The 26,667-nt window shown below is 71.8% G+C and carries 29 protein-coding genes and 1 pseudogene; 14 read left to right on the top strand and 16 right to left on the bottom strand.

The features are described 5' to 3' along the window. Positions 1–8: 8 nt before the first annotated feature. On the bottom strand, positions 9–941 hold the full coding sequence (locus ACGF0J_RS03130) for a CHAP domain-containing protein (protein ID WP_393141761.1): 933 nt from the start codon (positions 939–941) through the stop codon (positions 9–11). Between the two features lie 143 nt (positions 942–1,084). Continuing rightward, positions 1,085–1,855 carry a PP2C family protein-serine/threonine phosphatase gene (locus tag ACGF0J_RS03125; protein WP_393141760.1) on the bottom strand — a complete coding sequence of 257 codons (771 nt, stop codon included), beginning with the start codon at positions 1,853–1,855 and terminating at the stop codon, positions 1,085–1,087. A gap of 76 nt (positions 1,856–1,931) precedes the next feature. Between ACGF0J_RS03125 and ACGF0J_RS03120 the strand changes: the two genes are divergently transcribed. Further along, positions 1,932–3,839 carry an N-6 DNA methylase gene (locus tag ACGF0J_RS03120; RefSeq protein ID WP_393141759.1) on the top strand — a complete coding sequence of 636 codons (1,908 nt, stop codon included), beginning with the start codon at positions 1,932–1,934 and terminating at the stop codon, positions 3,837–3,839. 38 nt (positions 3,840–3,877) lie between these two features. Next, positions 3,878–4,765, top strand: a complete 888-nt coding sequence (locus ACGF0J_RS03115) for a serine/threonine-protein kinase (RefSeq protein ID WP_393141758.1) — start codon at positions 3,878–3,880, stop codon at positions 4,763–4,765. Positions 4,766–4,767: 2 nt separating this feature from the next. On the opposite strand, the gene ACGF0J_RS03110 is transcribed toward ACGF0J_RS03115, so the two are convergent. The 8 genes and pseudogenes from ACGF0J_RS03110 to ACGF0J_RS03075 all read right to left on the bottom strand — a co-directional run bounded on the left by ACGF0J_RS03110 (position 4,768) and on the right by ACGF0J_RS03075 (position 10,769). Further along, positions 4,768–5,013, bottom strand: a complete 246-nt coding sequence (locus ACGF0J_RS03110; RefSeq protein ID WP_393141757.1) for an FCD domain-containing protein — start codon at positions 5,011–5,013, stop codon at positions 4,768–4,770. Beyond that, a complete protein-coding gene (locus ACGF0J_RS03105) occupies positions 5,010–5,255 on the bottom strand; it encodes a GntR family transcriptional regulator (protein ID WP_393141756.1) in 246 nt (81 codons plus the stop codon). The genes ACGF0J_RS03110 and ACGF0J_RS03105 overlap by 4 nt, the downstream gene beginning before the upstream one ends. A gap of 146 nt (positions 5,256–5,401) precedes the next feature. Beyond that, positions 5,402–5,485 (bottom strand): annotated as a pseudogene (locus tag ACGF0J_RS03100) (CoA transferase); the annotation flags it as partial. Further along, positions 5,482–6,957 carry an aldehyde dehydrogenase family protein gene (locus ACGF0J_RS03095; protein WP_393141755.1) on the bottom strand — a complete coding sequence of 492 codons (1,476 nt, stop codon included), beginning with the start codon at positions 6,955–6,957 and terminating at the stop codon, positions 5,482–5,484. The gene ACGF0J_RS03095 and the pseudogene ACGF0J_RS03100, both read right to left, overlap by 4 nt. A 120-nt stretch (positions 6,958–7,077) precedes the next feature. After that, on the bottom strand, positions 7,078–8,661 hold the full coding sequence (locus tag ACGF0J_RS03090) for an ABC transporter permease (protein ID WP_393141754.1): 1,584 nt from the start codon (positions 8,659–8,661) through the stop codon (positions 7,078–7,080). Next, the gene (locus ACGF0J_RS03085) at positions 8,658–9,548 is read right to left on the bottom strand and encodes an ATP-binding cassette domain-containing protein (protein WP_393141753.1); all 891 of its coding nucleotides are present in this window, start codon (positions 9,546–9,548) and stop codon (positions 8,658–8,660) included. Before ACGF0J_RS03085 ends, ACGF0J_RS03090 begins: the two co-directional genes overlap by 4 nt. After that, entirely contained in the window at positions 9,545–10,171 is a 627-nt protein-coding gene (locus ACGF0J_RS03080; RefSeq protein ID WP_393141752.1) for a TetR/AcrR family transcriptional regulator, read from the bottom strand. Before ACGF0J_RS03080 ends, ACGF0J_RS03085 begins: the two co-directional genes overlap by 4 nt. Positions 10,172–10,232: 61 nt before the next feature. Continuing rightward, complete coding sequence (locus ACGF0J_RS03075; RefSeq protein ID WP_393141751.1) at positions 10,233–10,769, bottom strand: hypothetical protein; 537 nt, start codon at positions 10,767–10,769, stop codon at positions 10,233–10,235. Positions 10,770–10,886: 117 nt separating this feature from the next. On the opposite strand from ACGF0J_RS03075, the gene ACGF0J_RS03070 reads away from it, so the two are divergent. After that, positions 10,887–12,023 carry a sensor histidine kinase gene (locus ACGF0J_RS03070; protein ID WP_393141750.1) on the top strand — a complete coding sequence of 379 codons (1,137 nt, stop codon included), beginning with the start codon at positions 10,887–10,889 and terminating at the stop codon, positions 12,021–12,023. After that, positions 12,020–12,667: a response regulator gene (locus ACGF0J_RS03065; RefSeq protein ID WP_393141749.1), complete on the top strand. Its 648-nt coding sequence runs from the start codon at positions 12,020–12,022 to the stop codon at positions 12,665–12,667. Before ACGF0J_RS03070 ends, ACGF0J_RS03065 begins: the two co-directional genes overlap by 4 nt. 37 nt (positions 12,668–12,704) lie before the next feature. On the opposite strand, the gene ACGF0J_RS03060 is transcribed toward ACGF0J_RS03065, so the two are convergent. Beyond that, positions 12,705–13,202, bottom strand: coding sequence for an RrF2 family transcriptional regulator (locus ACGF0J_RS03060; RefSeq protein WP_393141748.1), 498 nt, complete (start codon positions 13,200–13,202; stop codon positions 12,705–12,707). A 243-nt stretch (positions 13,203–13,445) separates the two neighbouring features. On the opposite strand from ACGF0J_RS03060, the gene ACGF0J_RS03055 reads away from it, so the two are divergent. Genes ACGF0J_RS03055 through ACGF0J_RS03035 form a run of 5 tightly spaced genes read left to right on the top strand, consistent with a single transcriptional unit; the run spans position 13,446 to position 18,886 of the window. Next, positions 13,446–14,738 carry an extracellular solute-binding protein gene (locus tag ACGF0J_RS03055; RefSeq protein WP_393141747.1) on the top strand — a complete coding sequence of 431 codons (1,293 nt, stop codon included), beginning with the start codon at positions 13,446–13,448 and terminating at the stop codon, positions 14,736–14,738. Continuing rightward, positions 14,735–15,688, top strand: coding sequence for a carbohydrate ABC transporter permease (locus tag ACGF0J_RS03050; protein WP_393141746.1), 954 nt, complete (start codon positions 14,735–14,737; stop codon positions 15,686–15,688). The genes ACGF0J_RS03055 and ACGF0J_RS03050 overlap by 4 nt, the downstream gene beginning before the upstream one ends. Next, on the top strand, positions 15,688–16,491 hold the full coding sequence (locus tag ACGF0J_RS03045) for a carbohydrate ABC transporter permease (protein ID WP_393141745.1): 804 nt from the start codon (positions 15,688–15,690) through the stop codon (positions 16,489–16,491). The genes ACGF0J_RS03050 and ACGF0J_RS03045 overlap by 1 nt, the downstream gene beginning before the upstream one ends. After that, positions 16,488–17,858, top strand: coding sequence for a GH1 family beta-glucosidase (locus ACGF0J_RS03040; RefSeq protein ID WP_393141744.1), 1,371 nt, complete (start codon positions 16,488–16,490; stop codon positions 17,856–17,858). Before ACGF0J_RS03045 ends, ACGF0J_RS03040 begins: the two co-directional genes overlap by 4 nt. 32 nt (positions 17,859–17,890) lie before the next feature. Further along, positions 17,891–18,886: a LacI family DNA-binding transcriptional regulator gene (locus ACGF0J_RS03035; protein WP_393141743.1), complete on the top strand. Its 996-nt coding sequence runs from the start codon at positions 17,891–17,893 to the stop codon at positions 18,884–18,886. On the opposite strand, the gene ACGF0J_RS03030 is transcribed toward ACGF0J_RS03035, so the two are convergent. The 4 genes from ACGF0J_RS03030 to ACGF0J_RS03015 all read right to left on the bottom strand — a co-directional run bounded on the left by ACGF0J_RS03030 (position 18,846) and on the right by ACGF0J_RS03015 (position 22,492). After that, positions 18,846–19,235 (bottom strand): DUF1622 domain-containing protein, encoded by a 390-nt coding sequence (locus ACGF0J_RS03030; RefSeq protein ID WP_393141742.1) that lies wholly within the window; start codon positions 19,233–19,235, stop codon positions 18,846–18,848. The two genes, ACGF0J_RS03035 and ACGF0J_RS03030, sit on opposite strands and share 41 nt — an antisense overlap. A 78-nt stretch (positions 19,236–19,313) precedes the next feature. After that, on the bottom strand, positions 19,314–19,853 hold the full coding sequence (locus tag ACGF0J_RS03025; RefSeq protein WP_393141741.1) for a carboxymuconolactone decarboxylase family protein: 540 nt from the start codon (positions 19,851–19,853) through the stop codon (positions 19,314–19,316). Positions 19,854–19,882: 29 nt separating this feature from the next. Further along, the gene (locus ACGF0J_RS03020; RefSeq protein ID WP_393141740.1) at positions 19,883–21,478 is read right to left on the bottom strand and encodes an SMI1/KNR4 family protein; all 1,596 of its coding nucleotides are present in this window, start codon (positions 21,476–21,478) and stop codon (positions 19,883–19,885) included. 141 nt (positions 21,479–21,619) lie between these two features. Beyond that, complete coding sequence (locus tag ACGF0J_RS03015; protein WP_393141739.1) at positions 21,620–22,492, bottom strand: sugar kinase; 873 nt, start codon at positions 22,490–22,492, stop codon at positions 21,620–21,622. A gap of 186 nt (positions 22,493–22,678) precedes the next feature. On the opposite strand from ACGF0J_RS03015, the gene ACGF0J_RS03010 reads away from it, so the two are divergent. The 3 genes from ACGF0J_RS03010 to ACGF0J_RS03000 all read left to right on the top strand — a co-directional run bounded on the left by ACGF0J_RS03010 (position 22,679) and on the right by ACGF0J_RS03000 (position 24,565). Then, positions 22,679–23,407 (top strand): hypothetical protein, encoded by a 729-nt coding sequence (locus ACGF0J_RS03010; protein ID WP_393141738.1) that lies wholly within the window; start codon positions 22,679–22,681, stop codon positions 23,405–23,407. A 151-nt stretch (positions 23,408–23,558) separates the two neighbouring features. Then, positions 23,559–24,263, top strand: coding sequence for a maleylpyruvate isomerase family mycothiol-dependent enzyme (locus ACGF0J_RS03005; RefSeq protein ID WP_393141737.1), 705 nt, complete (start codon positions 23,559–23,561; stop codon positions 24,261–24,263). 62 nt (positions 24,264–24,325) lie between these two features. Next, the gene (locus ACGF0J_RS03000; protein WP_393141736.1) at positions 24,326–24,565 is read left to right on the top strand and encodes a DUF6343 family protein; all 240 of its coding nucleotides are present in this window, start codon (positions 24,326–24,328) and stop codon (positions 24,563–24,565) included. Between the two features lie 56 nt (positions 24,566–24,621). Here the strand turns inward: ACGF0J_RS03000 and ACGF0J_RS02995 are convergent, their stop codons facing one another. Next, positions 24,622–24,861, bottom strand: a complete 240-nt coding sequence (locus ACGF0J_RS02995) for a DUF3040 domain-containing protein (protein ID WP_393141735.1) — start codon at positions 24,859–24,861, stop codon at positions 24,622–24,624. 502 nt (positions 24,862–25,363) lie between these two features. Between ACGF0J_RS02995 and ACGF0J_RS02990 the strand changes: the two genes are divergently transcribed. Then, a complete protein-coding gene (locus tag ACGF0J_RS02990) occupies positions 25,364–25,948 on the top strand; it encodes an ATP-binding protein (protein WP_393141734.1) in 585 nt (194 codons plus the stop codon). Then, positions 25,894–26,658, top strand: coding sequence for an alpha/beta fold hydrolase (locus ACGF0J_RS02985; protein WP_393141733.1), 765 nt, complete (start codon positions 25,894–25,896; stop codon positions 26,656–26,658). Before ACGF0J_RS02990 ends, ACGF0J_RS02985 begins: the two co-directional genes overlap by 55 nt. The last annotated feature ends 9 nt before the right edge of the window (positions 26,659–26,667 follow it).

Genomic DNA, 26,667 nt, shown 5'->3' with positions numbered 1-26,667 from the left:
TCCGCCTCTCAGACCTTCGGCTCGTACGGCCTGCGCCGGCTGGGGGTCCGCGCGGAACCCGCTCCCGTGGGCACCCGTGCTCGGGGTACGGCCACGGGATGCGGCGCGTGCTCCTGAGCGGAACGGCCCTCGCCCTCCCCTGCCCGTGCGCCCGGACCGGCGACACCCGGGGCGGCCGGACTCCCGGCGTCGGGACTGCCGGGGCCAGAGCTCTCGGAGGCAGCACTCCCCGTGACAGCACTCCCCGTGACAGGACTCCCGGTGGCGGAGCCCGCGGTGGCAGAACGTGCGGCGGTGGGGCGTGCCACGGCTCGGCGGCCGGCGAAGCGGAGGGACAGCACGATCGTCGTCAGCACCATCGCCGCCAGCAGCGCCTGCGGCGTGCCTAAGACGTCGAACGGCGAGCCCGTCTCCCGGGTCCGGGGCGCGGGCGCGAACGGATGCTCGGTGCTGCGGATCTCGGTGAGCTGGGCGTTGGCCTTGACGACGCGCGGCAGGCCGTAGCCGACGACCTTGTCCGTCTCGCGGACCTTGCGCTTGAGCCAGACACGGTCGACGTTGGCCTCGATCGTGTGGATCTTGTCACCGGAGACGCGCTCGACGATGCCGACATGGTCCACGCCCTTGTAGCTCTTGCCGCCCTTCCAGTCGAAGAAGACCAGCGCCCCCGGCTCGGGCCGGGCGCTCCACGCGCCCTGCTTGATGAACCACCCGGCATGGGACGGCGTCCAGGCGAACTGCCCGACGTAGTCGGCCACTCCGGCCTTGTCGGCCGCCCAGGCGATGAACATGTCGCACCACGGCGCGTCACGGTACTGAGGGTCCTGGACACGTTCGGCGTACCAGTGGCCGAACTTCGTGTGCTGGCCGCTCTTCTCCCGGTAGCCGAGTTCGTGGCGGACTTGCTTCAGCAGGGCTTCGGCGATCGGGTCCAGGGCCACTCCTCCCAGAGTCGGCAGATCACGATGGACTTTAATCGCGCCGTCGTGATCACGCGCCGTACACCGGCAAAGTGGCGAACTCAGTGACAGAAGGGGCAGGTGGGGGCCGGCGGTCCGGAGGCCGGTGCCGGGCCGCCCCGTCGTCAGGCGCCGGCGCCCACCCGGTGGATCTGGTCGTCCCCGGTGCCGGGCGGCACCACGTCGGCCACGATGACGGTCACGTTGTCGGGCGAGCCGCCCTCGTTGGCGAGGTCGATGAGCCGCTGGACGGCGAGGGCGGGGTCGGCGACCGTGGTCAGCACCTCGTGCAGCGTCTCGGGGCCGAGGACGGTGGTGAGCCCGTCGGAGCACAGGAGATAGCGGTCGTCGGGCTCGGCCTCGCGCAGCGCCATGTCGGGCTCGGCCCGCCCCTCGCTGCCCAGGACCCGCAGCACCATGGAACGGCGGGGATGCACGGCGGCCTGATCCTCCGTTATCCGTCCTTCGTCCACCATCGACTGCACAAGTGTGTGATCCTTGGTCATCTGGTAAAGAGCACCATCGCGAAGCAGGTATCCGCGGGAGTCACCGAGATGAGCCAGGGCGAACCGGTAGCCGTCCCACAGCAGGGCGGTCACCGTGGTCCCCATTCCCCTGCGCGCGGGGTCGATCTCGGCCAGCTCGACCAGCCGGCGCGCCGCCTCGTGCACGGCGCCCTCCAGCGCCGCCTCCAGGTCGGCGCCGGTCTCGGGAAGCGTGGCATCCAGCTCGCGCATGACGGCGATCGCCGCCGAGCTCGCCAGCTCGCCGGCCGCGTGTCCACCCATCCCGTCAGCCACCACGAGCAACCGGCCGCTCGCGTAGCCGGAGTCCTCGTTCTGCTCACGGCGGCGGCCCACATCTGATCCGGCGGCATAGCGGATGTTGTGCTTCATACACAGCAGTAAATCATTGGTTGAAAGACTTCACAAGCAGATGCGCTGAAGACTCTTGTGAACTACTGTGGGCGGCATGAGCCACGACCCCACCGTGAACGCCGGGGACATCGCCCGGCTCGCGGGGGTCGGGCGTGCCGCGGTGAGCAACTGGCGACGCCGCCACGACGACTTCCCCGATCCCGTCGGAGGAACCACCAATCAGCCATTGTTCTCGCTCCGGCAGGTCGAGGCGTGGTTGCGACGCTATGGGAAGTCCTACCAGGTCTCGCTGGGAGATCGGGTGTGGCAACGCCTCAGGGCCGCGGGAGATCTGCGCCTGGGCGAGCTGGTCGCCGAGGCGGGGGCGCTGCTGACCACCGGCCGCAGCGCGCTCGACCTCGAACCGGCCGCGTTGGTGACCGAGCTGGCCGAGCGGCACGACCCGCTCACCGCGTACGAGTTCCTCGTCGAGCGCTACCTGGAGGCGCACTCCAGAAGCCTGTCGATCACCCGCGAGGAGACCGCCGAGCTGATGGTCCGGCTGGTCGGCGCGGGTCGCGGCGACGGCGGGGGCGGGGGTGCCACCCTCTTCGACCCGGCCTGCGGCCTCGGCACGCTGCTGCTCGCGCCGGGACCGGGCACGGGCCCGGACGCGGACCGGGACGCGCGGGACGCGGATAGGGACACACGGGACGCAGATAGGGACACACGGGACGCGGATAGGGACACACGGGCGAGCCGGGTCCAGGGGCAGGAACCGGGCGTCGCCTCAGGGATGCGGGTGCTGGGCCAGGAGCTGAGCGCCACCTCGGCGCGCATCACGGCGGCCCGGCTGCGGCTGCGCGGCGTGGCGGCCGAGATCGTCGCCGGCGACTCGATGCGCCACGACGGGTTCGCCGGAGTGCGCGCCGACGCGGTCGTGTGCGACCCGCCGTTCAACGAGCGCGCCTGGGGCTACGAGGAGCTGACGGGCGACCCCCGCTGGGAGTACGGCCTGCCGCCGCGCGGCGAGCCGGAGCTCGCCTGGGTGCAGCACTGCCTGACCCACGTCCGGCCGGGCGGCCGGGTGGCCGTCCTCATGCCGCCCGCCGCGGCCAGCCGCAAGGCGGGCCGGCGCATCCGGGCCAACCTGCTGCGCGCGGGAGCGCTGCGCGCCGTGATCGCGTTGCCCGGCTCCGACCTGTGGCTGCTGCGCCGCCCGGCGGCCGGCGAGCGGCCGCCGTCCGACGTGCTCATCCTCGACGCCACCGACGACCTGACGCTCGTGGAACCGGCCTGGCGGGCCTACCTGGAGGACCGCTCCGAGCAGACCGTGCGCATCATCGACCTGCTCGCCGACGAGGTCGACATGACGCCGGCCCGCCACCAGCGCCGCGACGACCTGGGGCGGGCCTTCACCGAGGCGCGCGACCGGTTCCTGGCGGCCACGGCCGCGCCACCCGACCTCAAGGTGCTGGAGCAGCCGCTCGACCAGCCGTTCACCACGATCGGCGACCTGATCAAGGAGGGTCTGGTGGGCGTGCTGCAGGCACCGGCCAGGATGGCGACCGGGTCCGGCGACGTGCCGGTGCTCACGGCAGACGACCTCGCCCAGGGCGGGGCGCCGACCGGCCGGACGGTGGCGCGGCAGGGTCTCGTGCAGGTGCAGCCGGGTGACGTGGTGGCGTCCTACTCCAGCGTGCGGGTGGTGGCCGAGGGCGGCTGCGTGCTGGGGCCGCATCTGACGCTCTACCGGGTGGACCGGCGCCGGCTCGACCCCGACTTCCTGGCGGGGTTCCTGCGGGCGGCCGGCGGCCGGGTGACGACCGGGTCCAGCCGGTTCGACGTGCGGCGCACCCGCCTGCCCCGCCTGCCGTTGACGGAACAGGGCGCCTACGGCGAGGCGTTCCGGCAGCTCGCGGTGCTGGAGGACGCGCTGCGCGAGACCACCACGCTCGGCCAGGCGCTCATCCGGCTGGGGCTCGACGGGCTGGCCGACGGCCACCTGCGCCCGCAGTCCTGACGGTGTAGTTTTTCCCGAAGGCAGCGGGGGGAGGGCGAATGGTCATCGGTGACCGCTATGTGCTCGACGACCTTCCCCTCGGCCAGGGCGGCATGGGAGCCGTGTACGCGGGCCACGACCGGCACCTCGACCGCCGGGTGGCGGTCAAGCTGCTCCGGCTGCCGAGCGGCCCCGATCAGGAACTGGAGCGCCGCTTCATCCGGGAGGCTCGCATCCTGGCCCGGCTGGAGCATCCGGGCGCCCCGGTGCTGTACGACTTCGGCACCCACGAGCAGCGGCTCTACCAGGTGATGCAGTTCATCGAGGGCGTCACGGTGGCCGACGTGGTGAGCGAGCACGGGCCGCTGCCGGTGCCGTGGGCCGCCGGGATCGCCGCGCAGGCGTGCGCCGTCCTGTCGGCCGCGCACGCGCTGTCGATCTGCCACCGCGATCTCAAGCCGACCAATCTCATGCTCTGCCCCGACGGCAGCGTGAAGGTGCTCGACTTCGGCCTGGCGATGCTGCGCGACACCGACGTCACGACGTTCACCCGGATCGGCCAGATCCTCGGCACGCCCGCCTACATGGCGCCGGAGCAGATCCAGCACGGCGTCGCCGAGCCGCGCAGCGACCTCTACTCGCTGGGCTGCGTGTTGCACGAGATGCTGACCGGCCGGCAGTTGTTCACCGGGCCGACGGACTACGTGGTCTTCGAGAAGCAGGTCAAGGAGCGGCCGCCGGCCGTTCCGGGGCTGCCCGGCCCGCTGGCGGCGCTGCTGGGGCAGTTGCTGGAGAAGCGGCCGGACGATCGCCCGTCGGGCGCGGAGGAGCTGTACGCGCGGCTGGAGCCGTTCGTGGTGGGGCTGCCCGTGCTGCCCGGCTTCCTCACCGAGGCGCCGAGCCCGGGGCGCATGTACGCCCGCATGGTGGGCCGTGTCCTGACCTGAGGTCAGGAGGGCGGCAGGACCGCTTCGATGGCCGTCACGGCGTGGCCGCGGTGCGCGGCCAGGGTGCGCGCCACGGCGTCGGCGTCGCGCCGGCGCATCAGGTCGAGCACGGCCCGGTGCTCCTCGATGACCCGCCGCCGGTTGGCCTCCTCGCCGTAGTAGACGGACCGGTAGGCGTCGGTGGAGTCCCACAACGTCCTGATCATCCGCACCAGGCGCGGCAGCCCGGCCGCGTCGAAGACGGTCATGTGGAAGCGGCGGTTGGCCTCGGGCTGACCAGGCCCTCGCCCTGCAGCGTCTTGAGCGCCTCGCGGAGCGGGACCCTGCTGACGGCGAGCTCCTCGGCCAGGGCCTCCTGCCGGATGGGGTCGCCGGGGCGCAGCCGGCCGGTGGTGATGGCGCGCCGCAGCTCGCCGAGGACGAACTGCTGGGCCGTCGGCGGCCTGCGGCGTCCCCCGTCGGCGGCGAGCTGCCCCTCTGGCGCGGTCATGGGCCCAATATCTCACGGACCCATTGGTCGTCCTGTCCGAGCGCCCGCGGCGGCAGGCGGTACTCGGGCGGCGTCACGTCGAGCCCGATGGGGTTCGCCACCTGTGCCGCCGCCCCCTCCCCCACGACGGACCGCAGTCCCAGCCCGTCGGCGAGGAGCATGGTCGCGTACGGCCCGGCCAGCACCCGGCTGAAGTCGGCCACCAGCAGGCCGGACAGCGCGCCGCTCACGCGGGTGTCCCGAGGTAGACGGTCGCGGTCTGGGTGAAGAACTCGCGGGCGGCCCGCCCCTGCTCCCTGGGCCCGAAGCCGCTGAGCTTGCGCCCGCCGAACGGCACCCACGGGAAGGTGCCGGCGGATTCGGAGTTGACGTGCAGGACGCCGACGTCGAGGTCGTCCACGGCGCGCAGGGCCGTGCCGAGGTCGCGGGTGAAGATGGCGGCCGACAGGCCGTGCTCGCTGTGGTTCGCCAGCCGCAGCGCCTCCTCGGGGCCGGTGGCCCGGACGGCGCCGACGACGGGCCCGAACAGTTCGGTGCTCCAGACGTCCACGTCCGTGCCGGGCAGCGCGAGCACGGTCGGCGGCGCGAACCAGCCGGCCGCCAGGTCGCCCTCCTCGTACGGCCGGGCGCCGGTCAGCGGCTCGGCCCCTTCCTCGACAGCCCGGCGGACGCCCGCCGTCACCCGGTCCCGTGCCGCGGCGCTGATCAGCGGCCCCATCTCGACCCCGGCGGCGAGCGGGTCGCCGACGACGAGTTCCGCGGCGCGGGCGGCCACTTTGCGCAGCAGTTCGCCGGCCACCGATTCTTCGACGACGAGGCGGGAGGTGGCCGTGCATTTCTGCCCGGTGGACCGGAACGCCCCCAGGCACACCTGCTCGGCGGCGTGGTCGAGGTCGGCGTCGGCGAGCACGACGGCGGCGTTCTTGCCGCCCATCTCGGTCTGCACCGGTTTGGCGAGCGCGCCGCAGCGGGCGATGACGGCCCGGCCCACCTCGGTGGAGCCGGTGAACGACACCACGTCCACGCCGGGGTCCTCGATGATCGCCGCGCCGGCGTCGGCGTCGCCGTGGACGAGGTTGAGCACGCCGTCCGGCAGGCCGGCCTCGGTCAGCGCGCCGGCCAGGCGCGTGGCGAGGAGCGGCACCAGCGAGGAGGGCTTCCACACGACCGTGTTGCCGTAGGTGAGGGCGGGGCCGAGTTTCCAGGCGGGGATCGCGATCAAGGAGTTGAACGGGGTGATCAGCCCGGCGACGCCGACCGGTCTGCGGAGTACGAGGAAGTTCTCGCCGGGGCGCGGGGAGGCGTAGACCTCGCCGCTCTCCCGGTCGGCCTCGGCGGCGTAGTAGCGCAGGATGCGGGCGGCGCCGCGCACCTCGGCGACGCCTTCGGCGAGCGTCTTGCCCTCCTCGCGGCTGAGCTCGCGGCCCCATTCCTCGGCGGACAGGTCGATCAGGCCGGCCGCCCGGTCGAGGACGGCGGCGCGGTCGTGGTGGGGGGTGGCCCGCCAGGCGGGCGCGGCGTCGCGGGCGGCGCGGACGGCCTCCACGCCGTCCTGGCCGGCCTCCCCCCGGCCGACCCGGCCGATACGGCCGGGGACTCGCTCGACCAGGTCATGGACTTCATCCGGCTGCCGGCCACGCGCCTGTTCATCACCCTGCTTGCGCCGGCCTGCACCGCCGCCACGGGTCGTGGGAGCCGTCATCGGCGTGCACGCCCAATGGCGGGTCGCGCCCGAGGCGATCGATCTCGACGCCGTCCAGGCCACAATCCGCGCCCTGCTACCCGCGAGCCTCGGCCTCACCTGACGTCGGCGTGGCCGGCTTCACGCGGAGGGCACCAGGTCGCGGCGACGCAGGAGCGCCAGCCCCGCCGCGGTCAAGGCGATGGCCACCACGGTCAGCCCCAGCAGCGGCGCCACCGGTGACGAGGCGCCGCCCAGGAGCAGCGCCGGCACATGCACGAACGGCGAAAGCTCGAGGATGACCCCGGCGGCCAGCTTGAACTCCGCCAGCAGATCCACGACCAGGAAGAGGCCGAGCACGGTCCAGCTCACGGCCGCCGCCACCCGTGGCAGCAGGCCGGACAGCAGCGTCGCGATCCCGGCCACGATCCAGACCGCGGGCAGGTAGGCGAGCGTGGCCCCGGTGACGCGGGCCACGTCGCCGTCGAAGGTGAGCCCCGCCGCCGCACCCAGCACGGCCAGCAGCAGCACCGGGCTCACGGCGGTGAAGGCCAGGTGGCTCAGCGCCCAGCGCAGCCGGCCGACGGGGGTGGACAGCAGCAGCTCGGCCCGGCCAGCCGCCTCCTCACCACGGGCGCGCAGCGCCGACACCAGCGCCGCCCCCGCGACGAGCTGGCTGAGTACGAACATCACGAAGGTGAAGAACACGTCCGCGAGCCGGGCGTCGGCGCCGCCGAGGGTCGCGGCCAGCTCCCGGAACTGCGGCGTGTCCAACTGGGCATTCAGGCCGCGCGCCGCCACGCCGAGCAGGGCGCCCAGCGCTCCGAAACCGATCGCGAAGCCCGTCAGCGTGCCACGGTGCAGGCGAGCGGCCAGCCCGAACGCGCCCTGCAGCGTCCCGTTGGCGGATCCCGGGCGGACGGGGATCAGGCCGCCGGCCACGTCCCGCCGCGTGGACAGCGCGAACGCGGCCGCCGCCAGGGCGGCGGCGAACACCGCGATAAGTCCCAGCACCCACCACTGGTCGCCGGCGTAGGGTCTGGTCAGCCGGACCCAGCCGAACGGCGTCAGCCACGCCAGCCAGCCGATGCCGCCGGTGTCGGCCAGCGAGCGCAGTGCGAACAGCAGGCCGCCGATGGCGATGGCGATGCCGCGGGCCGTACCGGAGGACGCGGTGAGCTGCGCGGTGACGGCGGCCATGGCCGCGAACGCCCAGCCGCCCGCGGCGGTGGACAGCCCGAACAGCAGCGAGGAACCCATGGGCAGGCCGCCCGCGACCAGGGCAGGCACCGACAGCAGACCGTGCAGCAGGTTGGCGGCCGGCACGACCGCGAGCGCGGCGGCCAGCGGGGCGTGACGGCCGATGACGCCCGAGGCCAGCAGTTCGCGCCGGCCGGTCTCCTCCTCGACGCGGGTGTGCCTGATCACCAGCAGGATGCTGATCAGCCCGCCGATCAGCGCGAGAGAGGAGCCGAGCGTCCATGCGGTCAGGCCGCCGACGCTCGCGTCGTAGATGGGGCCGCGCATGGCCAGCTGCGCGGGGTTGCTCGCCGAGGCCGCCGCGAAGGAGTCGCGGGCGGCCTGGTCGGCGTACAGGTCGGTGGTAGCGGAGGCGATGCTCGCCGGAAGCAGCGCGGTGATCGCGATCCACACGGGCAGCAGCACGCGGTCCCTGCGCAGGATGAGCCGGATCAGTGTCCCTGTGCCGGTCATGGTGCCGGTCATCTGGCGGCTCCCTCGTAGTGGCGCAGGAACAGCTCCTCCAGGGTCGGCGGCTGCGTGGTCAGGGTGCGTACGCCCGCCCGGGCCAGCTCGGCGAGCACCGGGGTGAGCGCGTCGCCGTCCACCTGGCAGCGCAGCCGGACGCCGTCCACGGTCAGCTCGTGTACGCCGGGCAGGGCGGCCAGGCCGGGCGCTGGCCCGATCAGCTCGGCGGTGACGGAGGTGCGGGTGAGGTGGCGCAGGTCGGTCAGGGTGCCGGACTCGACGGTGCGGCCGGCGCGGATGATGCTGACGCGGTCGCACAGAGTCTCCACCTCCGACAGGATGTGGCTGGACAGCAGCACGGTGCGGCCGTCGCGCTTCTCCTGCAGGACGCACTCGTTGAAGACCGCCTCCATGAGCGGGTCCAGGCCCGAGGTTGGCTCGTCCAGCACCAGCAGTTCGACGTCGGAGGCGAAGGCAGCTACCAGCGCCACCTTCTGACGGTTCCCCTTGGAGTAGGTGCGGCACTTCTTGCGCGGGTCGAGCTCGAAGCGCTCCAACAGCTCGGCGCGGCGTTTGGGGTCGAGGCCGCCGCGCACCCTGCCCAGCAGGTCGATGACCTCGCCGCCGGTGAGCGAGGGCCACAGGGTGACGTCGCCGGGCACGTAGGCGAGCCTTCGGTGCAGCTCGGTGGCATCGCGCCAGGGGTCGCCGCCGAGTAACGCGATCCGGCCGCCGTCGGCGCGCATCTGGCCCAGCAGGATACGGATCGTGGTGGTCTTACCCGCACCGTTGGGGCCGAGGAAGCCGTGCACCTCGCCCGTCTTGACGGTGAGGTCGAGCCCGTCCAGGGCCCTGGCCCGGCCGAAGGTCTTGACCAGGCCGTCGGCGTGCACTGTGGTGTTCATTGGTGTGCCTCGAGCTTGTCCAGGCCCGTCCGCGCTTGGTCGAACAGTTCGCGGCCGAGGAATTCCGGTCTGATCAGGTCGAGCTGGGCCTTACCGACGCGCAGCGCGCCCTGCGGGTCGTACAGGTCTGTGCCGAGCGCGCGGGAGACGTGCTCATGCAGCACCGTGATGCCCAGCTTCATCGCCGTCAGCACGGTCGCGCGGGCGCGGTGATCGGCCTCGGACCGCTCGTCGTCGGCGAGATGCTCCTCCGTCACGCGGACGAGTTCGTCGAACATCGCGGCGGCCGCGGGAGAGCCGTCCACGAGGGCGCGGCCGAGGTACTTCATCAGGGGCGGCGCCGTCCGGTGGACGTTCTCGATGAATTCCGGCTTGTCCAGGCCGTGGTCGGTGACGCCCGCGGTGACCTGGTCGCGCAGGTAACCGAGGACGTACTCGTCGCACGCGTGCCTGAGCGCCTCCTTGGTCCCGAAGTGGTGCTGCACCAGGCCCGGCGAGACCTTGGCGGCCTCGGCGATTCCGCGGATCGTGGTGGCCTTGACCCCCTGTTCGGCGAACAACGCCATCGCCGCGTCGCGGATGCGCGCACGCGTCGTCAGATCTTCTTCAGTAATTGGTCGCACGCTCAGTAGTCTATACGAATGTATTGCGAGCCATGCAAGCGTTCAACTCCAGTCAGGACCTTCAGCTGTGGCGGCGGCGCCGTTGGTAGGCGTAGGCCAGGGCGAGCACGATCGGACCCCACAGCGCGAGCGGGGTGATGCACACCATGGCCAGCGCCTGCCACCAGCCGTTCTCATACGCCATGTGCCCGGAGACCCCAACCCAGGTGAGCACCATCCACACCGAGACCACGGTCAAGAGCAGCCCACCGGCCACGGCAGGGACGACCGCCGCCATCGGCGGCACACGCCGGCCGCCGATGACGGGGATCCAGCCCGGCACCACCTCGCCCCACCGGCGCACCAGACCGATGCTGAGCAGCGCCACCAGTTCCGTGAGCACACTGAGCCCGAACACGTACGGGATGGTGACCCACAACGGAGACACCGGCGCGTCGCTGAGCTGACCCATCTCGAAGTGAAAGGCGAACGGCAACCTCCACAGACACGAAGGGAGCAGCAGCCAGGGAAGCGCGTAGGCGGCACGCAGCGCCCAGCGCGGGACGGGCCGTTCGGTGTCGCTGGTGGCCGGAGCCTTGTGCAGCAAGTTGATCGTCAACGTTCTACCTCCAGAACTGTTGCGGATGACGTGGACCCAGACTGCGCCGCCAAGGCAGGGAAAACATCTGCCGATCGGCCGATTCGGCGTCGCGAGCGGCTGCCCTAGGGTGCCGTCATGAGATTCCTCGCCGGCGGGCCGGCGGTGGCCGGCGCGCTCGCGCTCACACTCGTCCTCCGGCCGCTCCCGAGCCCGCTCATCGTCGTGTCCGCGCTGCTCACCGCCGCGGCCATGTCGCTCGTCTGGTGGCCGAAGGCCCGCCCCCTCCTCGCGGCGATCACCGCGACCGCTGGTTTGACCGGCGCGACGTGCACACTCGCCTGGCTGACCGATCCGGGCATCCCCGGCGGCCCGTCGACCTACGTCCACACGATCGCCGTGCTCACGCTCATCACGCTGACCGTGCGTTGGTCCGCCGTACGGCAGGCAGCCCCGGCGGTGGGAGTGGCCGCGATCTCCGAAGCGCTGCTGGGGTTGCAGATCACCCAGCCGCCACCCTCGGGCCTCGACGCGGTCGCCCTCACCCTCTTCTGGTCTATCGGCACGGCAGGCGCGGTCGGTCTCGGCGCCTATCTGCGCACCCTGGACCGACGCCGGGTCAACGCGGTCAGGCAGGCCCGCCGCACCCAGCGCCTGCAACTGGCCCGCGACCTGCACGACTTCGTCGCCCACGACGTCAGCGCCATGGTCATCCAGGCACAGGCGGCGCAGATCCTGCTCAACCGCGATCCGTCCGAGGCCGCGGCGGCCCTGCGGGCGATCGAGGAGGACGGCGCGCGAGCGCTCGCGTCCATGGATCGGACCGTGCGCATGCTGCGCGAGCTGGAGGGCGACAGCGCCTCCGCCGAGCCGCTGCCCGGCCTCGACGGCCTGCCCGATCTGGTACGGCGTTTCGCCGACGCGGGCTTCCCCGACACCGATATGCGCGTCGAACCCTCTGGCCCGGTGCCGCGCGAGGTCGCGACCACGATCTACCGCATCGTCGTCGAGGCGCTCACCAACGTCAGAAAGCACGCACCGGCCGGGTCGAGCGTCGCCATCCAGGTGAGCGACGAGACGGGAGCGGTCGTCGTGACCGTCGCCGACCATGCGCATGACCAGGCACGTGACCAGGCCCTGTTACGCCTGCCGTCCGCCGAACGCGCCGGCGTCGGCCTGGCCGGGCTGGCCGAGCGGGTGCAGGCGCTGGGCGGCGAGTTCACCTCCGGCCACGCCGCCGGCGGCGGCTGGGTGGTGAAGGCGGTGTTCCCATGACCATCCGGGTTCTGATCGCCGACGATCAGCCGGCCATCCGGCGCAGCTTCCGCACGATCCTCGCCGCCCAGCCGGACCTGGAGGTGGTGGGCGAGGCACCGGACGGCCTGGCCGCGCTCGACCTCGCCCGCGAACTCCGGCCGGACGTGGTCGTCGCCGACATCCGCATGCCGCGCATGGACGGGCTCGAACTCACCCAGTGCCTGGCCGGCCCCGAGACGCCGTCGCCGATGCGCGTGATCGTCGTGACCACCTACGACCTCGACGAGTACGTCCACGCCGCGCTCCGCGCAGGAGCCTGCGGCTTCCTACTCAAACACGCGGGGCCGGTGCTCCTCATGGAGGGCATCAGAGCGGCAGCCGCCGGCGATGCGCTGATCAGCCCCTCGGTGACCGTACGCCTGCTGCGCCACCTCACCCCGTCGCCCGCCCGCACCGGCGTACCAGGCGAGCAACCGCTGAGCGACCGCGAGCTGGAGATCGTCAAGCTGGTCGCCGGCGGCAGGTCCAACCCCGAGATCGCCGCCGAGCTGTTCATCTCGGCCGGCACCGCCAAGACCCACGTGGCCAACGTCCAGCGCAAGCTCGGGGTACGCAACCGCGTGGGCATCGCCGCCTGGGCCTGGGAACACGGCCACGCGTGAACCGCCGGCACCGCCTACCCGCTGCCCAAGTCCTAGGTCACTCCTGGCCGGATTCCGGCCGTGCGGCGGCCAGCCACCGGCTGACGGCGCCCATCGCCGTCCCCCCGCTGTCGGCGTCGATGCGGGCGGCGAGGTCGGCGATCGTGACCTGACGCAGGGCGTCCGCCCAGGCCTCCTCCGCCGCGGCCATGGCGCGGGCGATCGCGCACGACCGCTCGCACCGCTCGGCCGGGAGGGCGAGCGGGCCCCGCTGCCGGATCTCGGTGCACCGGTAGGCGGGCTCGCCGCCGTCGATGGCCCGTACGACCTCCAGCGCCGAAATCCGAGCGGCGGGGCGGGTCAGCTCATATCCGCCCACGTGCCCGGCCGTGGAGTGCACGATGCCGGCGCGCGAGAGCGCCTGCAGATGTTTGGCCAGGTAGGCGGGAGGGGTGCCGTGCAAAGTGGCGAGCCGGGCCGCGGGAACGGGCTCGCGGCTCTGGCTGAGGGAGACGCAGCTGTGCAGCGCCCACTCCACCCCCGTGGACAGCTTCATGGCCACCAGCCTATCCAACGCGGACATTTATTATCCGAGTCATGGTAGAACTCGGATAGAAACTATCCGAGATCATTGGAGTGTTCGTCCGGGCCTCCACCCGCCCCTAGGGCGACCGTGAACGCGCTCTCTCTGTAACCCGGATCGTTATCCAACTTTCGTTGACAACGAGCAGTGAAAGCTACGACTCTTCTGAGAGAGCGCTCTCACGGACATTTCCCGGCCCGAACCCAGGAGGGTTCCATGACCCCTCGCATCCGGCGACTCGCCGTACCCCTGCTGACCGCCTCCCTGCTCGCCGTGACGGCCGCGTGCGGCGGCGGAGGCGGTGACGGCGCGGACACGGCCGCCAAGCCCGCAGAGAAGATCAAGCTGACCGTCGGCCTGTTCGGCGACTTCGGCTTCAAGCCGCTCTACGAGGAGTACAAGAAGACCCACCCGAACATCGAGATCAGCGAGAACGTCACCCAGTTCAACGACCACCACAACAACCTCGTCAAGCGGCTGGCCACGAACGCCGGCGCGGCCGACGTCGAGGCCGTCGAAGTCGGCTACATCAGCACGTTCACCGCCCAACCCGGCAAGTTCCACGACCTCAAGCAGTTCGGCCTGGACCGGCGGCAGGGTGACTACCTCGACTGGAAGTGGCAGCAGGGACTCGGCAAACAGGGCGGCCAACTCCTCGGGCTCGGCACCGACGTGGGCGGCCTGGCCATGTGCTACCGCAAGGACCTGTTCGAGAAGGCCGGCCTGCCCACCGACCGCGACGAGGTCGCCGAGCTCTGGCCGACGTGGGAGCGGTACATCGAGACCGGCAGGAAGTTCGCCGCGGCCGACGTCGCCGGCGCGAAGTTCGTGGACAGCCCCGGCGAGATCTTCCGCGCGATGGTCAACCAGGCCCCGACCGGCCTGTACGACCAGCAGGACAACATCATCGTCGCGACCAACCCCGAGGTGAAGAAGGCCTGGGACCTGTCCAACCAGCTCACCTCGGAGAAACTGACCGCCAAGCTGGCCGCCTTCTCACCGCCGTGGAACACCGGCTTCGCCAAGGGCGCCTTCGCCACGATCATCTGCCCCGCCTGGATGACCGGCTACATCCAGGAGCAGGCCAAGGACGCCGCCGGCAAGTGGGACATCGCGACCGTGCCCGGCGGGTCCGGCAACAGCGGCGGCTCCCACCTGATGGTCCCCAAGCAGAGCAAGCACCCCAAGGAGGCGGCCGAGCTGATCGACTTCCTCACCTCCAAGGAGAACCAGGCCAAGGTCTTCAAGGAGGAGGGCACGTTCCCGTCGATCCCCGCGCTCTACGACGACCCGTCGATCCAGAACTTCACCAAGGACTTCTTCGGTGACGCCCCGATCGGCAAGATCTACTCCGAGGCGGCCAAGGCGCTCAAGCCCCAGCACCTCGGACCCAAGGAGGCCGAGGTCCGCGTCGTGATCGGCGACGGCCTCGGCCGGGTCGAGCAGGGCAAGCAGACCCCCGACCAGGCGTGGGCGCAGGTGCTCGAGGACGTCAAGAAGATCAAATGAGCGCCCTGCCTCTCGCCGTCCCCCGGCGGCGCGGGCGTGGCGTGCGGCACACCCTCGACGTGAGGGTGTCGCCGTACGCCTACGTCGCCCCCTTCTTCCTGCTGTTCTGCGCGTTCGGGCTGTTCCCGCTGGTCTACACGGCGTGGGTGAGCCTGCACGAGTGGACGCTGCTGGAGGAGGAGCAGACCTTCGTCGGGCTGGACAACTTCGCCACGCTGCTCACCGACGGCTACTTCTGGAACGCCGCCGTCAACACCCTGTCCATCGGGGTGCTGTCCACCGCGCCGCAACTCCTGCTCGCCATCTGGCTGGCCCACCTGCTCAACCGGCCGATGAGGTTCCAGACCCTCTTCCGGATCTCGCTGCTGCTGCCCAACGTCACCAGCGTGGTGGCCGTGGTGGTGATCTTCAGCCAGCTCTTCGGCCGCGACTACGGCGTCATCAACTGGATGCTGTCGTGGTTCGGCGCCGGCACCATCGACTGGGCGGCCGGCACGGCCACCTCGCACATCGCGCTCGCCACGATGATCATGTGGCGCTGGACCGGCTACAACGCGCTGATCTTCCTCGCCGCCATGCAGGCCGTGCCCAAGGAGCTGTACGAGGCCGCCACCCTCGACGGGGCGAGCTCGCTCACCCAGCTCCGCCGGATCACCGTGCCGATGATCCGGCCGACGATCGTCTTCGTCGTGATCGTCTCGACGATCGGCGCGATGCAGATCATCGCCGAGCCGCTGCTGTTCGGCGCGAGCAGCGGCGTGGGCGGCGGGGCCGTCAGCGGCGGGCCCGACCGGCAGTACCAGACGCTCGCGCTGTTCGTCTACGAGCAGGGCTTCACCAAGTTCGACTTCGGCTACGCCTCGGCGGCGTCCTGGCTGATGTTCCTCGCCGTGGTGCTGGTCGCCGGGATCAACTTCCTGCTGACCCGCCGGATGAAGGGCGGCCTGTGATGAGACTGCGCTACCTGACCCTCCTCGCGGTCGCCTTCTTCTCCGCGTTCCCGCTGTACTACAGCGTGGTGGTGGCCTCGCGGCACAACTCGGCGCTGGCCGAGGTGCCACCGCCGCTGCTGCCGGGCGGCAACCTGCTCGCCAACGTGTCCCGGGTCTTCGACACCGTGCCGTTCGCGCTGGCGCTGCTCAACTCGTTCGTCGTGGCCGGGTCGATCGCGGTCGCGGTGATGTTCTTCTCGACGCTGGCCGGGTTCGCCTTCGCCAAGCTGCGCTTCCGGGGCCGCAACGCCCTGCTGCTGATCACGGTCGGCACCATGATGGTCCCGGCGCTGCTCGGCAGCATCCCGCTCTACATGCTCATGGTGAAGCTGGAATGGACCGGCACCATGTACGCGCTCGTCGTGCCGGCCCTGGTGAACGCCTTCGGGGTGTTCTTCATGACGCAGTTCCTGTCCCGGGCGCTGCCGACCGAGCTGCTGGAGGCCGGGCGGGTCGACGGGTGCACGACCTGGAAGCTGTTCCGGCACGTCGTGCTGCCGGTCGCGCGGCCCGCGGCGGCGGTGCTCGGCATGCTCACGTTCATGTCGGCCTGGAACGACTACTTCTGGCCGCTGGTGGTGCTCACCCCCGACAACCCGACCGTGCAGGTGGCCCTGTCGACGCTGGCCAGCGGCTACGTCAACGACTACGTGCTGGGCCTGGCGGGCACGGCGGTCGGCACGCTGCCGCTCGTCCTCGTCTTCGTCCTGTTCGGCAAGCAGATCATTGGTGGAATCATGCAAGGAGCGGTCAAAGGATGATTTTCCCGGAAAACTTCGTCTGGGGTGCCGCCACGGCTTCCTACCAGATCGAGGGGGCGGTCAAGGAGGACGGGCGCGGCCAGTCGATCTGGGACACCTTCTCCCACTCCCCCGGCAACGTCGCGAACGGCGACACCGGCGACGTGGCCTGCGACCACTACCACCGCTACGCCGACGACGTCGAGCTGATGCGCGAGCTGCGCCTGGCCGCCTACCGGTTCTCCGTGGCCTGGCCGCGCATCCAGGCCGACGGGTCCGGCCCCGCCAACCCGCGCGGCCTGGCCTTCTACGACCGGCTCGTGGACCGGCTGCTCGCCGCCGAGATCGCGCCGTACGTGACGCTCTACCACTGGGACCTGCCGCAGGCGCTCCAGGACCGGGGCGGCTGGACGGACCGCGACACCGCCCACCGCTTCGCCGAGTACGCGGCGGCCGTCCACGACCGGCTCGGCGACCGGGTCCGCCACTGGACGACGCTCAACGAGCCGTGGGTGTCGGCGTTCCTCGGCTACGGCAACGGCGTGCACGCGCCCGGCCGGCGCGACCCGGGCGAGGCCATCCGCGCCGCCCACCATCTGCTGCTCGGCCACGGCCTGGCCGCCGCCCGGCTGCGCGAGCTGGGCGCCCAGCACCTCATGCTCGTCGTCAACTCCGCCCCCGTGCTCACCCCCGCCCAGGTCAACGACCCGTCGGCGACGCCCGGCGAAGCCGACGCGGCGGCCACCGCGCGGGTGCACGCGCTGCTGACCGGGCAGTTCCTCGACCCGGTGATCCACGGCCGCTACCCGGAACAGGTGCTGGAAGCCGCCCGGCGCAACGGCGGCACCGGCCACATCCAGGAGGGCGACCTGGAGACCATCGCCGCCCCGATCGACCAGATCGGCATCAACTACTACAACCCCTGCGTGGTCGAGGCGAGCCCCGGCCGGCCCGCCGACGCGGCCTGGCCGGGCTCGGAGGACGTCGCGTTCCGCGGCGCCGACGCCCCCACCACCGCGATGGGCTGGCCGATCGTGCCCGACGGCCTGTCCAGGCTGCTCGTGCGGCTGTCGGGCGACTACCCGGGCGTCCCCTTCATGGTCACCGAGAACGGCGCCGCCTTCGACGACGTGATGGAGAACGGCCGGGTGCACGACGCGGACCGGGTGTCCTACCTCCAAGGCCACCTCCGCGAGGCGCACCGCGCCATCGAGGCGGGCGTGGACCTGCGCGGCTACCTCGTGTGGTCGCTGCTGGACAACTTCGAGTGGGCCGAAGGCTACTCGCGGCGGTTCGGCATCGTGCACGTCGACTACGCGACGCAGGCCCGGGTGCCGAAGGACAGCGCGCTGTGGTTCAGGGACGTGATCGTCAGGAACGGGCTGTAGATTTCTGCCGTGCTCTCCCTCTCGGTCCAGCCATGAGACGCCCGACGCTGGAGGCCGTCGCCGCCCGCGCGGGCGTCTCCCGCGCCACGGCATCGCGCGTCGTCAACGGGCAGACGACGGTCGCGCCGCACATCCGCGACGCCGTCCAGCGCGCCATCGACGAGCTGGGTTACGTGCCCAACTCGGCGGCGCGCAGCCTGGTCACCCAGCGCACCGACTCGATCGCCCTGGTCGTCTCCGAGCCGCCGACCAGGGTGTTCTCCGAGGACCCGCTGTTCTCCACGGTGATCCGCTCGGCCAGCGTGGAGCTGGAGGCGGTCAACAAGCAGGTCGTGCTGATGCTGGCCTCCTCGGCCGAGAGCCACGCCCGGGTCGAGCGCTACATCGCCGGCGGGCACGTCGACGGCGTCATGCTCATCTCGATGCACGGCGCCGACCCGCTGCCGGCCGCGCTGTCGCGGCTGCGCGTCCCCGTCGTCTCCTACGGCCGCCCGGCCGTGCCCGTCGACATCCCGTACGTGGACAACGACAACGTCGGCGGGGCCGAGCTCGCGGTCCGCCACCTGGTGGCGGCGGGCCGGCGGCGCATCGCCACGATCGCGGGGCCCCAGGACATGATCGGCGGCCAGGACCGGCTGGCCGGCTACCGCAACGTGCTGCGCGACTCCGACCGCAGGTCGATCGTCGCGGTCGGCGACTTCACCCGCGAGTCGGGCGCCGTCGCGATGCGCCAGCTCCTGCGCGACGACCCGTCGCTCGACGCGGTCTTCGTGGCCAACGACCTGATGGCCGTGGGAGCGCTCCAGTCGCTGCGCCAGGCGGGCCGGCGGGTGCCGGACGACGTGGCGGTGGTCGGCTTCGACGACATCGAGGCCGCCCAGTACACCGAGCCGCCGCTGACGACGGTCCGCCACCCGGTGGCGGAGCAGGCCTCGGCCATGGTCCGCCTGCTGCTCGGCCTGTTCGGCGGCGGCCCGGCCGACCCCGTCATCCTTCCGACGGAGCTGGTCGTCCGGGAGTCGGCCTGACCCCGGCCGGCGCGGGTGACGGCTGCCAGGGCAGCCGCCCCTCCAACTCCACCTGCAGCGAGAAACTGAGGAACGTCCGCACCGCCACGATGACGGCCAGCACCCCCACGCTCTCGAACGTCGGCGACACGGCCACGGTCCTGATGATGTCGGCGGCCACCAGCAGCTCCAGCCCGAGCAGGATGGCCCGCCCCACCCCCTGCCGGTACAGACGGTAGACGTCGGCCCCCCGCCGCGCCCGCACCCACCGCAGCCCGAACACGACGCTCGCCACGACCGTGCCGACGGCGATGACGAGCACGCCCGCGACGTCCAGCGCCGCGCCGACGGCCTCGATGATCCCCTTCACCGCCGCCCCCTCCCCGTGACCGTCACCCCCTTCATGCCCGCGCGCCGCCGCAGCACGCCCGGCCGCCGAGGGCCCGGATCACGCCCCCGGCTGGACGCGGAACACCCGCAGTTGCAGAGCGAGGGTGGCGTAGTAGCCGACCAGCGTGGTCAGCTCGAAGACCGCGCTCGCCGGCAACACGCCGTACTCCTCGTCGTCGAGGTCGGCGCGCGACACCAGCGCCCTGGTGAGGCGGAGCACCGCCGCCTCCTCCGGGTCGGCCAGCTCCAGCGGCGCGCCGGTGCGCAGCGCGTCGAGCTGCGCATCCGTGAGGCCGAGCCCCCGCCCGACCTGCTCGTGCACGTGCCGCTCGAACGCGCAGTCCCAGGCATGGGCCACCACGAGGATGGCGATCTCCCTCGCCCGGTCGCCCAGCTCCGACCGGTAGCGGATCGCCGCGCCGAGCCGCTGGAGGGCGTCGCCCACGGGCGGGCTGAGCAGCATGGCGCCGAACGGCCCGATGAGCTCGCCCCGCTCGTCCAGCATCGACGTGCCGCGCGGCCCTTCGACGATCGTGTCGTAAAGGGCGCGCGCGTCAGGAGTGAGGTCGGACGGGGGCAGCGGCGGCAGGCGTCTCATCGGCCGATGCTAACGCCCGGGGAGGACGGTCACCCGCCCGCACCGCCGGCGGCGCCCGCTCCCGGAGACGCGTCGAACCGTCCCGCGAAGTACTCGTAGCCGCCGTGCCCCTCCTCGTGCCCCTCCCCGTCCTCGAACCCGGCCGCCCAGCGGCTCACCTGGCCCGGCGTGGGATCGCCGCCCAGCCCGGCCGCCGCCAGCGGCCCCCGCCTGCCGAGCCGCGACCACTGCCCGGGCGAGAGCGTGAGGGACAGCAGCCCGTCCAGTTCGCCGATCACAGCGAGGTCCCGGACGGCGGCCTCCGCGAGATCGAGTCCTTCCAGGCGCGGCAACGTCCGCAGCACGCCGAGATCGACGGGCTCCCGCGTGCGGAGCCGCACGGCGCGCAAGGTCGGATGTCCGGCCAGCGCGTCAAGGTCGACCGCGTCCAGCTCGGCCTCCAACGCTTCGAGCGGTACGTCGCGCAGGGGGCGCAGATCGACGGGCCCCTCGCCGAACAGGGCCACCCTGCGCAGGTGGGGCGCGCCGCGGACCGGCTCCAGATCGAGGTGCCTGACCTCGTCGACGACGAGGGACTGGATCCCGCGCGGCTTCTTCGGGATCGGAGCGTGCCCGCGCCAGTAGGTGCGGCTGTCGTCCAGGTAGCTCGGCAGCCTCGCCCCCACATCGAGGTAGCCGTCACCTTCTTCGTAGTCGCCCCGGTCGAGTGCCTCCACGAGCCGGCGCAGCATGGTGGTGACGGAATCCGCGACGTGGACGGGCGCGCCGTCGTAGTGGATCCCGACACGGATGACCTGGCCCGGGCGGCCGGCGGGCCCCGGGTCCATGTCTACCGCCAGATAGTCGCCGCCGGTGCTGGTCGCGAACGGGATCCAGGACGGACTGCTGAGCTGCCGCCGGATGGTGCCGGGCGGCTCCCCGTCAGCGGCCATCGACCAGAGCGGGTCGTCCGTCCATCGCCGCTCAGGACGGTGATGGACGTAGGTCGTCACGGACTCCAGGGTGAACCACAGGTGGCCGTGGAAGAGTCCGATCTCGTCGTCGCCGTCGGCCTCGCCGTACAGGGCCACCAGGTCGGGAGGAAGGTCGCCCGGGAAGGCGTCCAGCAGCGCCGTCCGCTCCGCGGGGTCCAGCGGGTCGGGCAGGACCTCCTCCTCACCGAGGATGTCGGCGCGCCTTCGCACGTACTCGCGGAACAGCCGGACGGCCTCCTCCGGGTGACCCGCGGGTGTCGGATTCGACGGCGGCGCCTGGTCGGCGCCCGGCTCGCGGGGCAGCGTGTCCGGGCGCAGGACGTACAGGAACCGGCCCGAGTCGTCGCGGGTGATCGCTTGACTGGTCACCGCCTCGAACCGGCCCGAAGGCTCGACGGCCAGCTCGACCGTCAGGTCCGCCGGCGACACGCCGCTGAGCTGGTAGAGCTTCGCCAGCCCGTGGAGACCGGCCCGCAGGCCCTCGATAGTGCCATCGGGCATCTCGTACCCCGAGCCGCCCTGCCACGACCAGGACGGGCCGCGGCGGGCGTGCACCCATCCTCGCCGCCAGCCCTGCGGGGCACCTGCCGCGACCTGCGCGGCCACGCTCCGCAGGACTTCCGCCATGGCGTCCTTGCGTTGATCATCCATGCGGGCCAGTTCTACACCCTCCCACCGACGATCAGCCCGGCTCCTTCCGTCCGGCTCGGTCCGGTCGCGACTCAGGACTGCGCCGAGCCGGTCCCGTCGACCGGAGCGGGCCGCCTCGCCGCGTGGCGGCGGGCGGGGAGGTCAGAGCTCGGCCCTGACCGGCAGGCCCTGCCAGTCGCTGGCGCTGGCGACCACGGCGGCGCCCAGCAGCGCCCCTCGCCGCAGGCGCTCCGGCGGCGTAAGCCCGTCCAGGGCGGCGCTGATGTAGCCGGCCGCGAACGCGTCGCCCGACCCCGCCACGTCCACCACGGGGACCTGCACCCGCGGCTCGTCGTACCGCATGCGGTCGGCCCGCACGCTGGCTCCCTTCGCACCCCGGTCCACCACGACCTCCCGCTCCGGCGTCAGCGCCGGCTTGACCAGGTCGAGCTCGTCCTGGCCGAGGAACAGCAGGTGGGAAGCGCAGGCCAGCTCGCCCAGCACCTCCTCCGCCTCCCTCACCGACGGCCACAGCTCCGGCACGTACCGGACGGCGAACGAGATCATCACCCCGGACGTCCTCGCGGCGCTCACCGCGGTGCGGACCGCCTCCAGCGCGTCGCGTCCCAGCGCCGCCGTGATGCCGGTGACGTGCAGCATCTTGGCGCGCGCTATCCGGTCGATGGGCACGTTGCCCGGTGCCAGCGCCGAGCCCGCCGAGCCGGCGCGGTAGTGCGTGACCTGCGGCTCCCTGCCGACCCGCGCCTCCCTCAGCAACAAGCCGGTCCTGGCCCCCTCGGTGACGCGCATGTCGGCCACGTCGACGCCCTCGCCCCTGAGCACGGTGAGCACCCTCGCGCCCAGCTCGTCACCGCCGACCTTGCCCAGGAAGCAGGCCCGGTGGCCGAGCCGGGCCAGGGCCACGGCCACGGTGAGCTCGGGACCGCAGACGTCCAGCCTGGCCTCGTTCTCGTGGCGGACCCGCCCGCTGGACACCACGCCCAGCGCCTCGCCCAGGGTGCAGACGTCGGTCATGAGCCCGACTGTAGTGGGTCAGTGCGGCCCGAACCCGGATGCACGGCCTTCGCAGCAGGTCAGCGCCTTGCTCAAATCTTTTCTCAAAACGGGGCCAACTTTTCGTCATTTCGGTGCCTCAAAGTAGGTGAGGGAGCCGGCGATCCCGAGTCGGCTCCGGCAACGGGGAGAGGAATCAGCACCCTCATGAGAAAGATCGCTGTAGGTATCGTCTCCGCCTTCGTCGGCGGGGCCATGCTCGTCTCCGGTGGGGCGGCGACGGCGCAGACCAAGACGTCGACCGTCGACATCCGCGACATCACGCCCAACCCGGTCGTGGTGAAGGCCGGCGGCGAGACGAACGCCTACTTCAAGGTCGACGCCAGCTCCGACGTGGACAGCGTCCGGCTGAGCGTCGAGCCGCAGGCCCAGTTTCGGGCCATGCGCGAGAAGGACGCCCAGAAGCTGGACAGCTGGCGCTTCGCCATCCCGTTCAACGACGGCGACTACGAGGGCAAGTGGAAGGCCACGGCCGAGGCCGTCAAGGACGGCAGGGTCGTCGCCACCGACACCGCCGTCTTCGCGGTCGAGATCGAGGAGGGCAAGGCCGAGACGCGCATCACGCGCTTCAGCGCCGACCCCTACAAGGTCCGCAAGGGCAAGTCGATCTACTTCTCCGGCCGTCTCCAGGTGGACGACGACGGCTGGGAGGGCGTCCGCGGCGAGAAGGTGAACGTCTACCACCGCGCCAGCGGTTCCTCCGGCTGGAAGTGGGTCGCCTCCGGCTACACCAAGTGGGGCGGCAAGTTCACGGCCAAGACGCGTGCCTACAAGAGCGGCACCTTCAAGGCCGTCTACGCCGGTGACGACGAGCTTGAGGGCTCGACGAGCCGCACCGACTACGTGCGGGTCTACGGCGGCTGGTGGCGTCGCTGAGCACCGCTGAGCGAGAGCCCGGTCCCCTGCGCGGGGGCCGGGCTCTCGCCTTTCCGCCGGTCTTTCCGCCCGCTCCCCGCGCCTCCCGCCCGCTCCCGCCCGCCTTCCACGCCAGCCGTGAAAGGCGCCGTCCCAGGGGTAGCGTCGGGGTATGGGTGAGGACCTGTTGAAACAGTGGGAGCCGTTCGACATCTTCGACGCCGAGGCGGCCCGGCTCGACCGCCACTTCTCCGGCCTCGACACCGAGGCGTGGGAGCGGCCCTCGCGGTGCGCGGGCTGGTCGGTACGCGACGTGCTCGCCCACCTGGCGGGCGAGGAGCTCTACAACCACGCCTGCCTCGACGGCAACGTGCAGGACCTGCTAACCCGGCTCGCCCGGGAGGGGGTCGAAGGCTTCCACGACTTCAACGAGTGGAGCGTACGGCAGCGCCGGACCGTGCCCGTGGACGAGGTGCTGGAGGAATGGCGCGCCGAGAACGGGGCCACCCGCCGGCGCATGCGCGAGCTGGGCCGCGACGCGCTCATCGACACGATGGCCGGCCCCTACCCGGCCGGGTTGCAGGCCTTCCACTACGACTCCGAGTACGCCACGCACGCCGACGACGTCGGCGCGCCGGTGCCGGCCGACGAGGCGGACGGCAGGACACGCTGGCGGGTCGCGGTCGGCCGGTTCGCGCTGGCGGAGCAGAAGGCCGACGTCCAGGTCGAGCAGACGGCCGAACGGATAGGCGTGCACGCGGACGGGGTGGAGGCGACCTTGTCGTATCCGGAGTTCGTGGCGGCCACGGTGGGCCGCCTGCCGGCCGGCCACGGCCTCGACCCGCGGCTCGCCGCGACGCTGAGGTGCCTGGCCTGACCTGTTCGCGGGGGCGTGACCACGGGACGAGGACGGGACGAGGACGGGACAAGGAGGTGGCCATGTGGCTGCGTGATCGGCGGGGCACCGAACCGGTGACCGCGCGGAGCCCGCTGGGAGCTCGGCGGGCGCTGTCTCTCGTGGCGCTGGTGCTCGGGGTGGTGGCGGCGGTCTTCTTCCTGACGCGCGCCGCCGGCACGGGCGAGGAGGTGTGGGCCTGGGAGGCGGCCATCGCCGCCGCGGTCTCCCTCGTCGCGGCCGTGGACCTCGCGGTGCTGCGACGCCGTCGCACCCGCGGCTGACGTCCTGCCTGACGCCCGCGGCTGACGTCCTGCCTGACGTCCTGCCTGACGCCGCCCTACGCGAGCACCACGGCCAGCGTCAGCAGCACCACCACGAGCACGACCGCGGCGACGATCGTCCAGAGGTGCGCGGTCACCCAGTCACGCGCCTGCCGCCCGTACGGCCGCAGGCCGATCTCGGCGCCGGACTCGATGCTGTTGATCGCCGCGACGCGCCTGGCGAGGTCCGGGTCCTCCAAGGCCAGGGCGTGCTCGATTTCCGCGAGGATGCGGCGTTCCTTCCCTGAGAGGCCCATCGCGATCACCGTTGCTCCCACCGCAGGTGCAGGTTAACTACCCACAAGTAATGGCAGGCATGCTGACCTGTGGCGGGACCTCGGCCTGCCCTTGTGCACCCGCCCCCGGCACGGGCGGACAGGGGAGCCACGCGCTCAGCGTGCTCACGCACCGGAGCCGTCATCGGAGCCCGCTCCCAGCGGACATGGAACGGTCTTCATTCCCGCACCCGGCCACGAATGATCCACACTTTGTGTCATTCCCGTTGACAACAGCCGGCATTCCGGCCGATGCTTTCTTCGCTGCGCGCCCATCTTTTGACCATCGTGCCCAATATTTGGGCATTCCGGGAGAAGTTCACGCCGTGTTCGCGACGCAATGCCCGAGGCCCCAGGCCGAACCTGCCCACGCCTTATCAAGGCGCCCCATGGAGGGCGGCGTGGGCCCGGGAGCCACCAAGGAGAGGAGCGTCGCGCGGTGCCGAGACGGCACGCCGACCTGCCCTGCACCACCAGTCGGAGCGTGCGCGCAGTGACCGTCGTGACCGACCTCACGAGCAGGCAGCTTTCCGGCTGGTGCGATCTGCCCTGCTCCCCGATCGCGTCGTCGATCGCCCGCCGCTGGGTGTCGGCGATGCTCGCCTCCTGGGATCTGCTCCTCTCCGCCGCCGACGAGGCGACGATCGCCGAGCTGACCAGCGAGCTGGTCACGAACGCGGTCCAGCACGCCGCCCCGTCCGTCGGCGGATCCTCCGATGTGAGGATCAACGTGCGGGTGGGCGACACCACGGTCTGGCTGGCGATCTGCGACCCCGATCCGACCCTCCCCACGCGGCGATCCCCCGACTTCCTGGCCGAGAGCGGGCGTGGGCTGTTCCTGGTGGAGGCGCAGGCCGACCAGTGGGGCGCCGTCCAGCACGAAGCCGGCAAGTACGTCTGGTTCAGCCTGGAGTGCCTCGGCGGCGCCCGGCGGGCGAGCGATGCGCCTCCGTCCGCCAGGACATACGCCGGGCGTTCGTCATCCGACACCGCGAACACGAAGGAGAATCCACCGTGTCCCCCGTCGTCCTTCCCCACGACGTCCGCGGCTCCGGGCCGCACCGCGTAATCGCCTTGCACGGCTGGTTCGGAGACCGCAGCAGCTTCGCAAAGATCCAGCCCTACCTGGACGGCGACGCCTTCACCTACGCCTTTCCCGACTACCGGGGGTACGGCGAGGCCCGCGACCTCGCCGGCGAGTACACCCTCGCCGAGATCGCCGCCGACGTGACAGCACTCGCCGACAAGCTGGGCTGGGACAGCTTCTCCCTGGTCGGACACTCGATGGGCGGCACGGCGATGCAGCGGGTGCTGCTGGACGCGCCCGGCCGGGTCCGCAAGCTGGTCGGCATCTCTCCGGTGCCGGCCTCTGGCGTGCCGTTCGACGACGACGGGTGGGCGCTGTTCTCCGGTTCCGCCGAGGAGCCCGCCAACCGCCGTGCGATCATCGATCTCACCACCGGCAACCGACTTCCGGGGCCGTGGCTCGACGAGATGGTGGACAACTCGCTGCGGAACTCCACGGTGACCGCCTACCGGGCCTACCTGGACGCCTGGGCCCGCACCGACTTCCACACCGAGGTGACCGGCGCCACCACGCCCGTGCTCGTCATCGCCGGTGAGCACGACCCCGCGCTCTCCGCCGACGTCATGCGGGGCACATGGCTGCAGTGGTATCCGAACGCCGAGCTGCTGACATTCGCGGACGCCGGCCACTACGCGATGGATGAGACGCCGTTGGCCCTGGTGTCCGCCATCGAAGGCTACCTGGCCGCCTGACGATCTCCA

The organism is Nonomuraea sp. NPDC047897, assembly GCF_043204415.1.
In the GTDB taxonomy this organism is placed as follows: Bacteria; Actinomycetota; Actinomycetes; order Streptosporangiales; family Streptosporangiaceae; genus Nonomuraea.
The sequence above is the reverse complement of the archived record's forward strand: the minus strand, read 5'-3'. Positions and strand labels throughout refer to the sequence as shown.

Bases quoted from the DNA above. Each gene is read 5' to 3' on its own strand.
- ACGF0J_RS03105 (WP_393141756.1), bottom strand. From the start codon at position 5,255: ATGACCGCGCCAGAGGGGCAGCTCGCCGCCGACGGGGGACGCCGCAGG.
- ACGF0J_RS03095 (WP_393141755.1), bottom strand. From the start codon at position 6,957: ATGACGGCTCCCACGACCCGTGGCGGCGGTGCAGGCCGGCGCAAGCAG.
- ACGF0J_RS03055 (WP_393141747.1), top strand. From the start codon at position 13,446: ATGACCCCTCGCATCCGGCGACTCGCCGTACCCCTGCTGACCGCCTCC.
- ACGF0J_RS03025 (WP_393141741.1), bottom strand. From the start codon at position 19,853: ATGAGACGCCTGCCGCCGCTGCCCCCGTCCGACCTCACTCCTGACGCG.
- ACGF0J_RS03010 (WP_393141738.1), top strand. From the start codon at position 22,679: ATGAGAAAGATCGCTGTAGGTATCGTCTCCGCCTTCGTCGGCGGGGCC.
- ACGF0J_RS03065 (WP_393141749.1), top strand. From the start codon at position 12,020: ATGACCATCCGGGTTCTGATCGCCGACGATCAGCCGGCCATCCGGCGC.
- ACGF0J_RS03085 (WP_393141753.1), bottom strand. From the start codon at position 9,548: ATGAACACCACAGTGCACGCCGACGGCCTGGTCAAGACCTTCGGCCGG.
- ACGF0J_RS03005 (WP_393141737.1), top strand. From the start codon at position 23,559: ATGGGTGAGGACCTGTTGAAACAGTGGGAGCCGTTCGACATCTTCGAC.
- ACGF0J_RS03050 (WP_393141746.1), top strand. From the start codon at position 14,735: ATGAGCGCCCTGCCTCTCGCCGTCCCCCGGCGGCGCGGGCGTGGCGTG.
- ACGF0J_RS03090 (WP_393141754.1), bottom strand. From the start codon at position 8,661: ATGACCGGCACCATGACCGGCACAGGGACACTGATCCGGCTCATCCTG.
- ACGF0J_RS03045 (WP_393141745.1), top strand. From the start codon at position 15,688: ATGAGACTGCGCTACCTGACCCTCCTCGCGGTCGCCTTCTTCTCCGCG.
- ACGF0J_RS03060 (WP_393141748.1), bottom strand. From the start codon at position 13,202: ATGAAGCTGTCCACGGGGGTGGAGTGGGCGCTGCACAGCTGCGTCTCC.
- ACGF0J_RS03070 (WP_393141750.1), top strand. From the start codon at position 10,887: ATGAGATTCCTCGCCGGCGGGCCGGCGGTGGCCGGCGCGCTCGCGCTC.
- ACGF0J_RS02995 (WP_393141735.1), bottom strand. From the start codon at position 24,861: ATGGGCCTCTCAGGGAAGGAACGCCGCATCCTCGCGGAAATCGAGCAC.
- ACGF0J_RS03115 (WP_393141758.1), top strand. From the start codon at position 3,878: ATGGTCATCGGTGACCGCTATGTGCTCGACGACCTTCCCCTCGGCCAG.
- ACGF0J_RS03125 (WP_393141760.1), bottom strand. From the start codon at position 1,855: ATGAAGCACAACATCCGCTATGCCGCCGGATCAGATGTGGGCCGCCGC.
- ACGF0J_RS03035 (WP_393141743.1), top strand. From the start codon at position 17,891: ATGAGACGCCCGACGCTGGAGGCCGTCGCCGCCCGCGCGGGCGTCTCC.
- ACGF0J_RS03040 (WP_393141744.1), top strand. From the start codon at position 16,488: ATGATTTTCCCGGAAAACTTCGTCTGGGGTGCCGCCACGGCTTCCTAC.
- ACGF0J_RS03110 (WP_393141757.1), bottom strand. From the start codon at position 5,013: ATGACCGTCTTCGACGCGGCCGGGCTGCCGCGCCTGGTGCGGATGATC.
- ACGF0J_RS03000 (WP_393141736.1), top strand. From the start codon at position 24,326: ATGTGGCTGCGTGATCGGCGGGGCACCGAACCGGTGACCGCGCGGAGC.
- ACGF0J_RS03020 (WP_393141740.1), bottom strand. From the start codon at position 21,478: ATGGATGATCAACGCAAGGACGCCATGGCGGAAGTCCTGCGGAGCGTG.
- ACGF0J_RS03015 (WP_393141739.1), bottom strand. From the start codon at position 22,492: ATGACCGACGTCTGCACCCTGGGCGAGGCGCTGGGCGTGGTGTCCAGC.
- ACGF0J_RS03120 (WP_393141759.1), top strand. From the start codon at position 1,932: ATGAGCCACGACCCCACCGTGAACGCCGGGGACATCGCCCGGCTCGCG.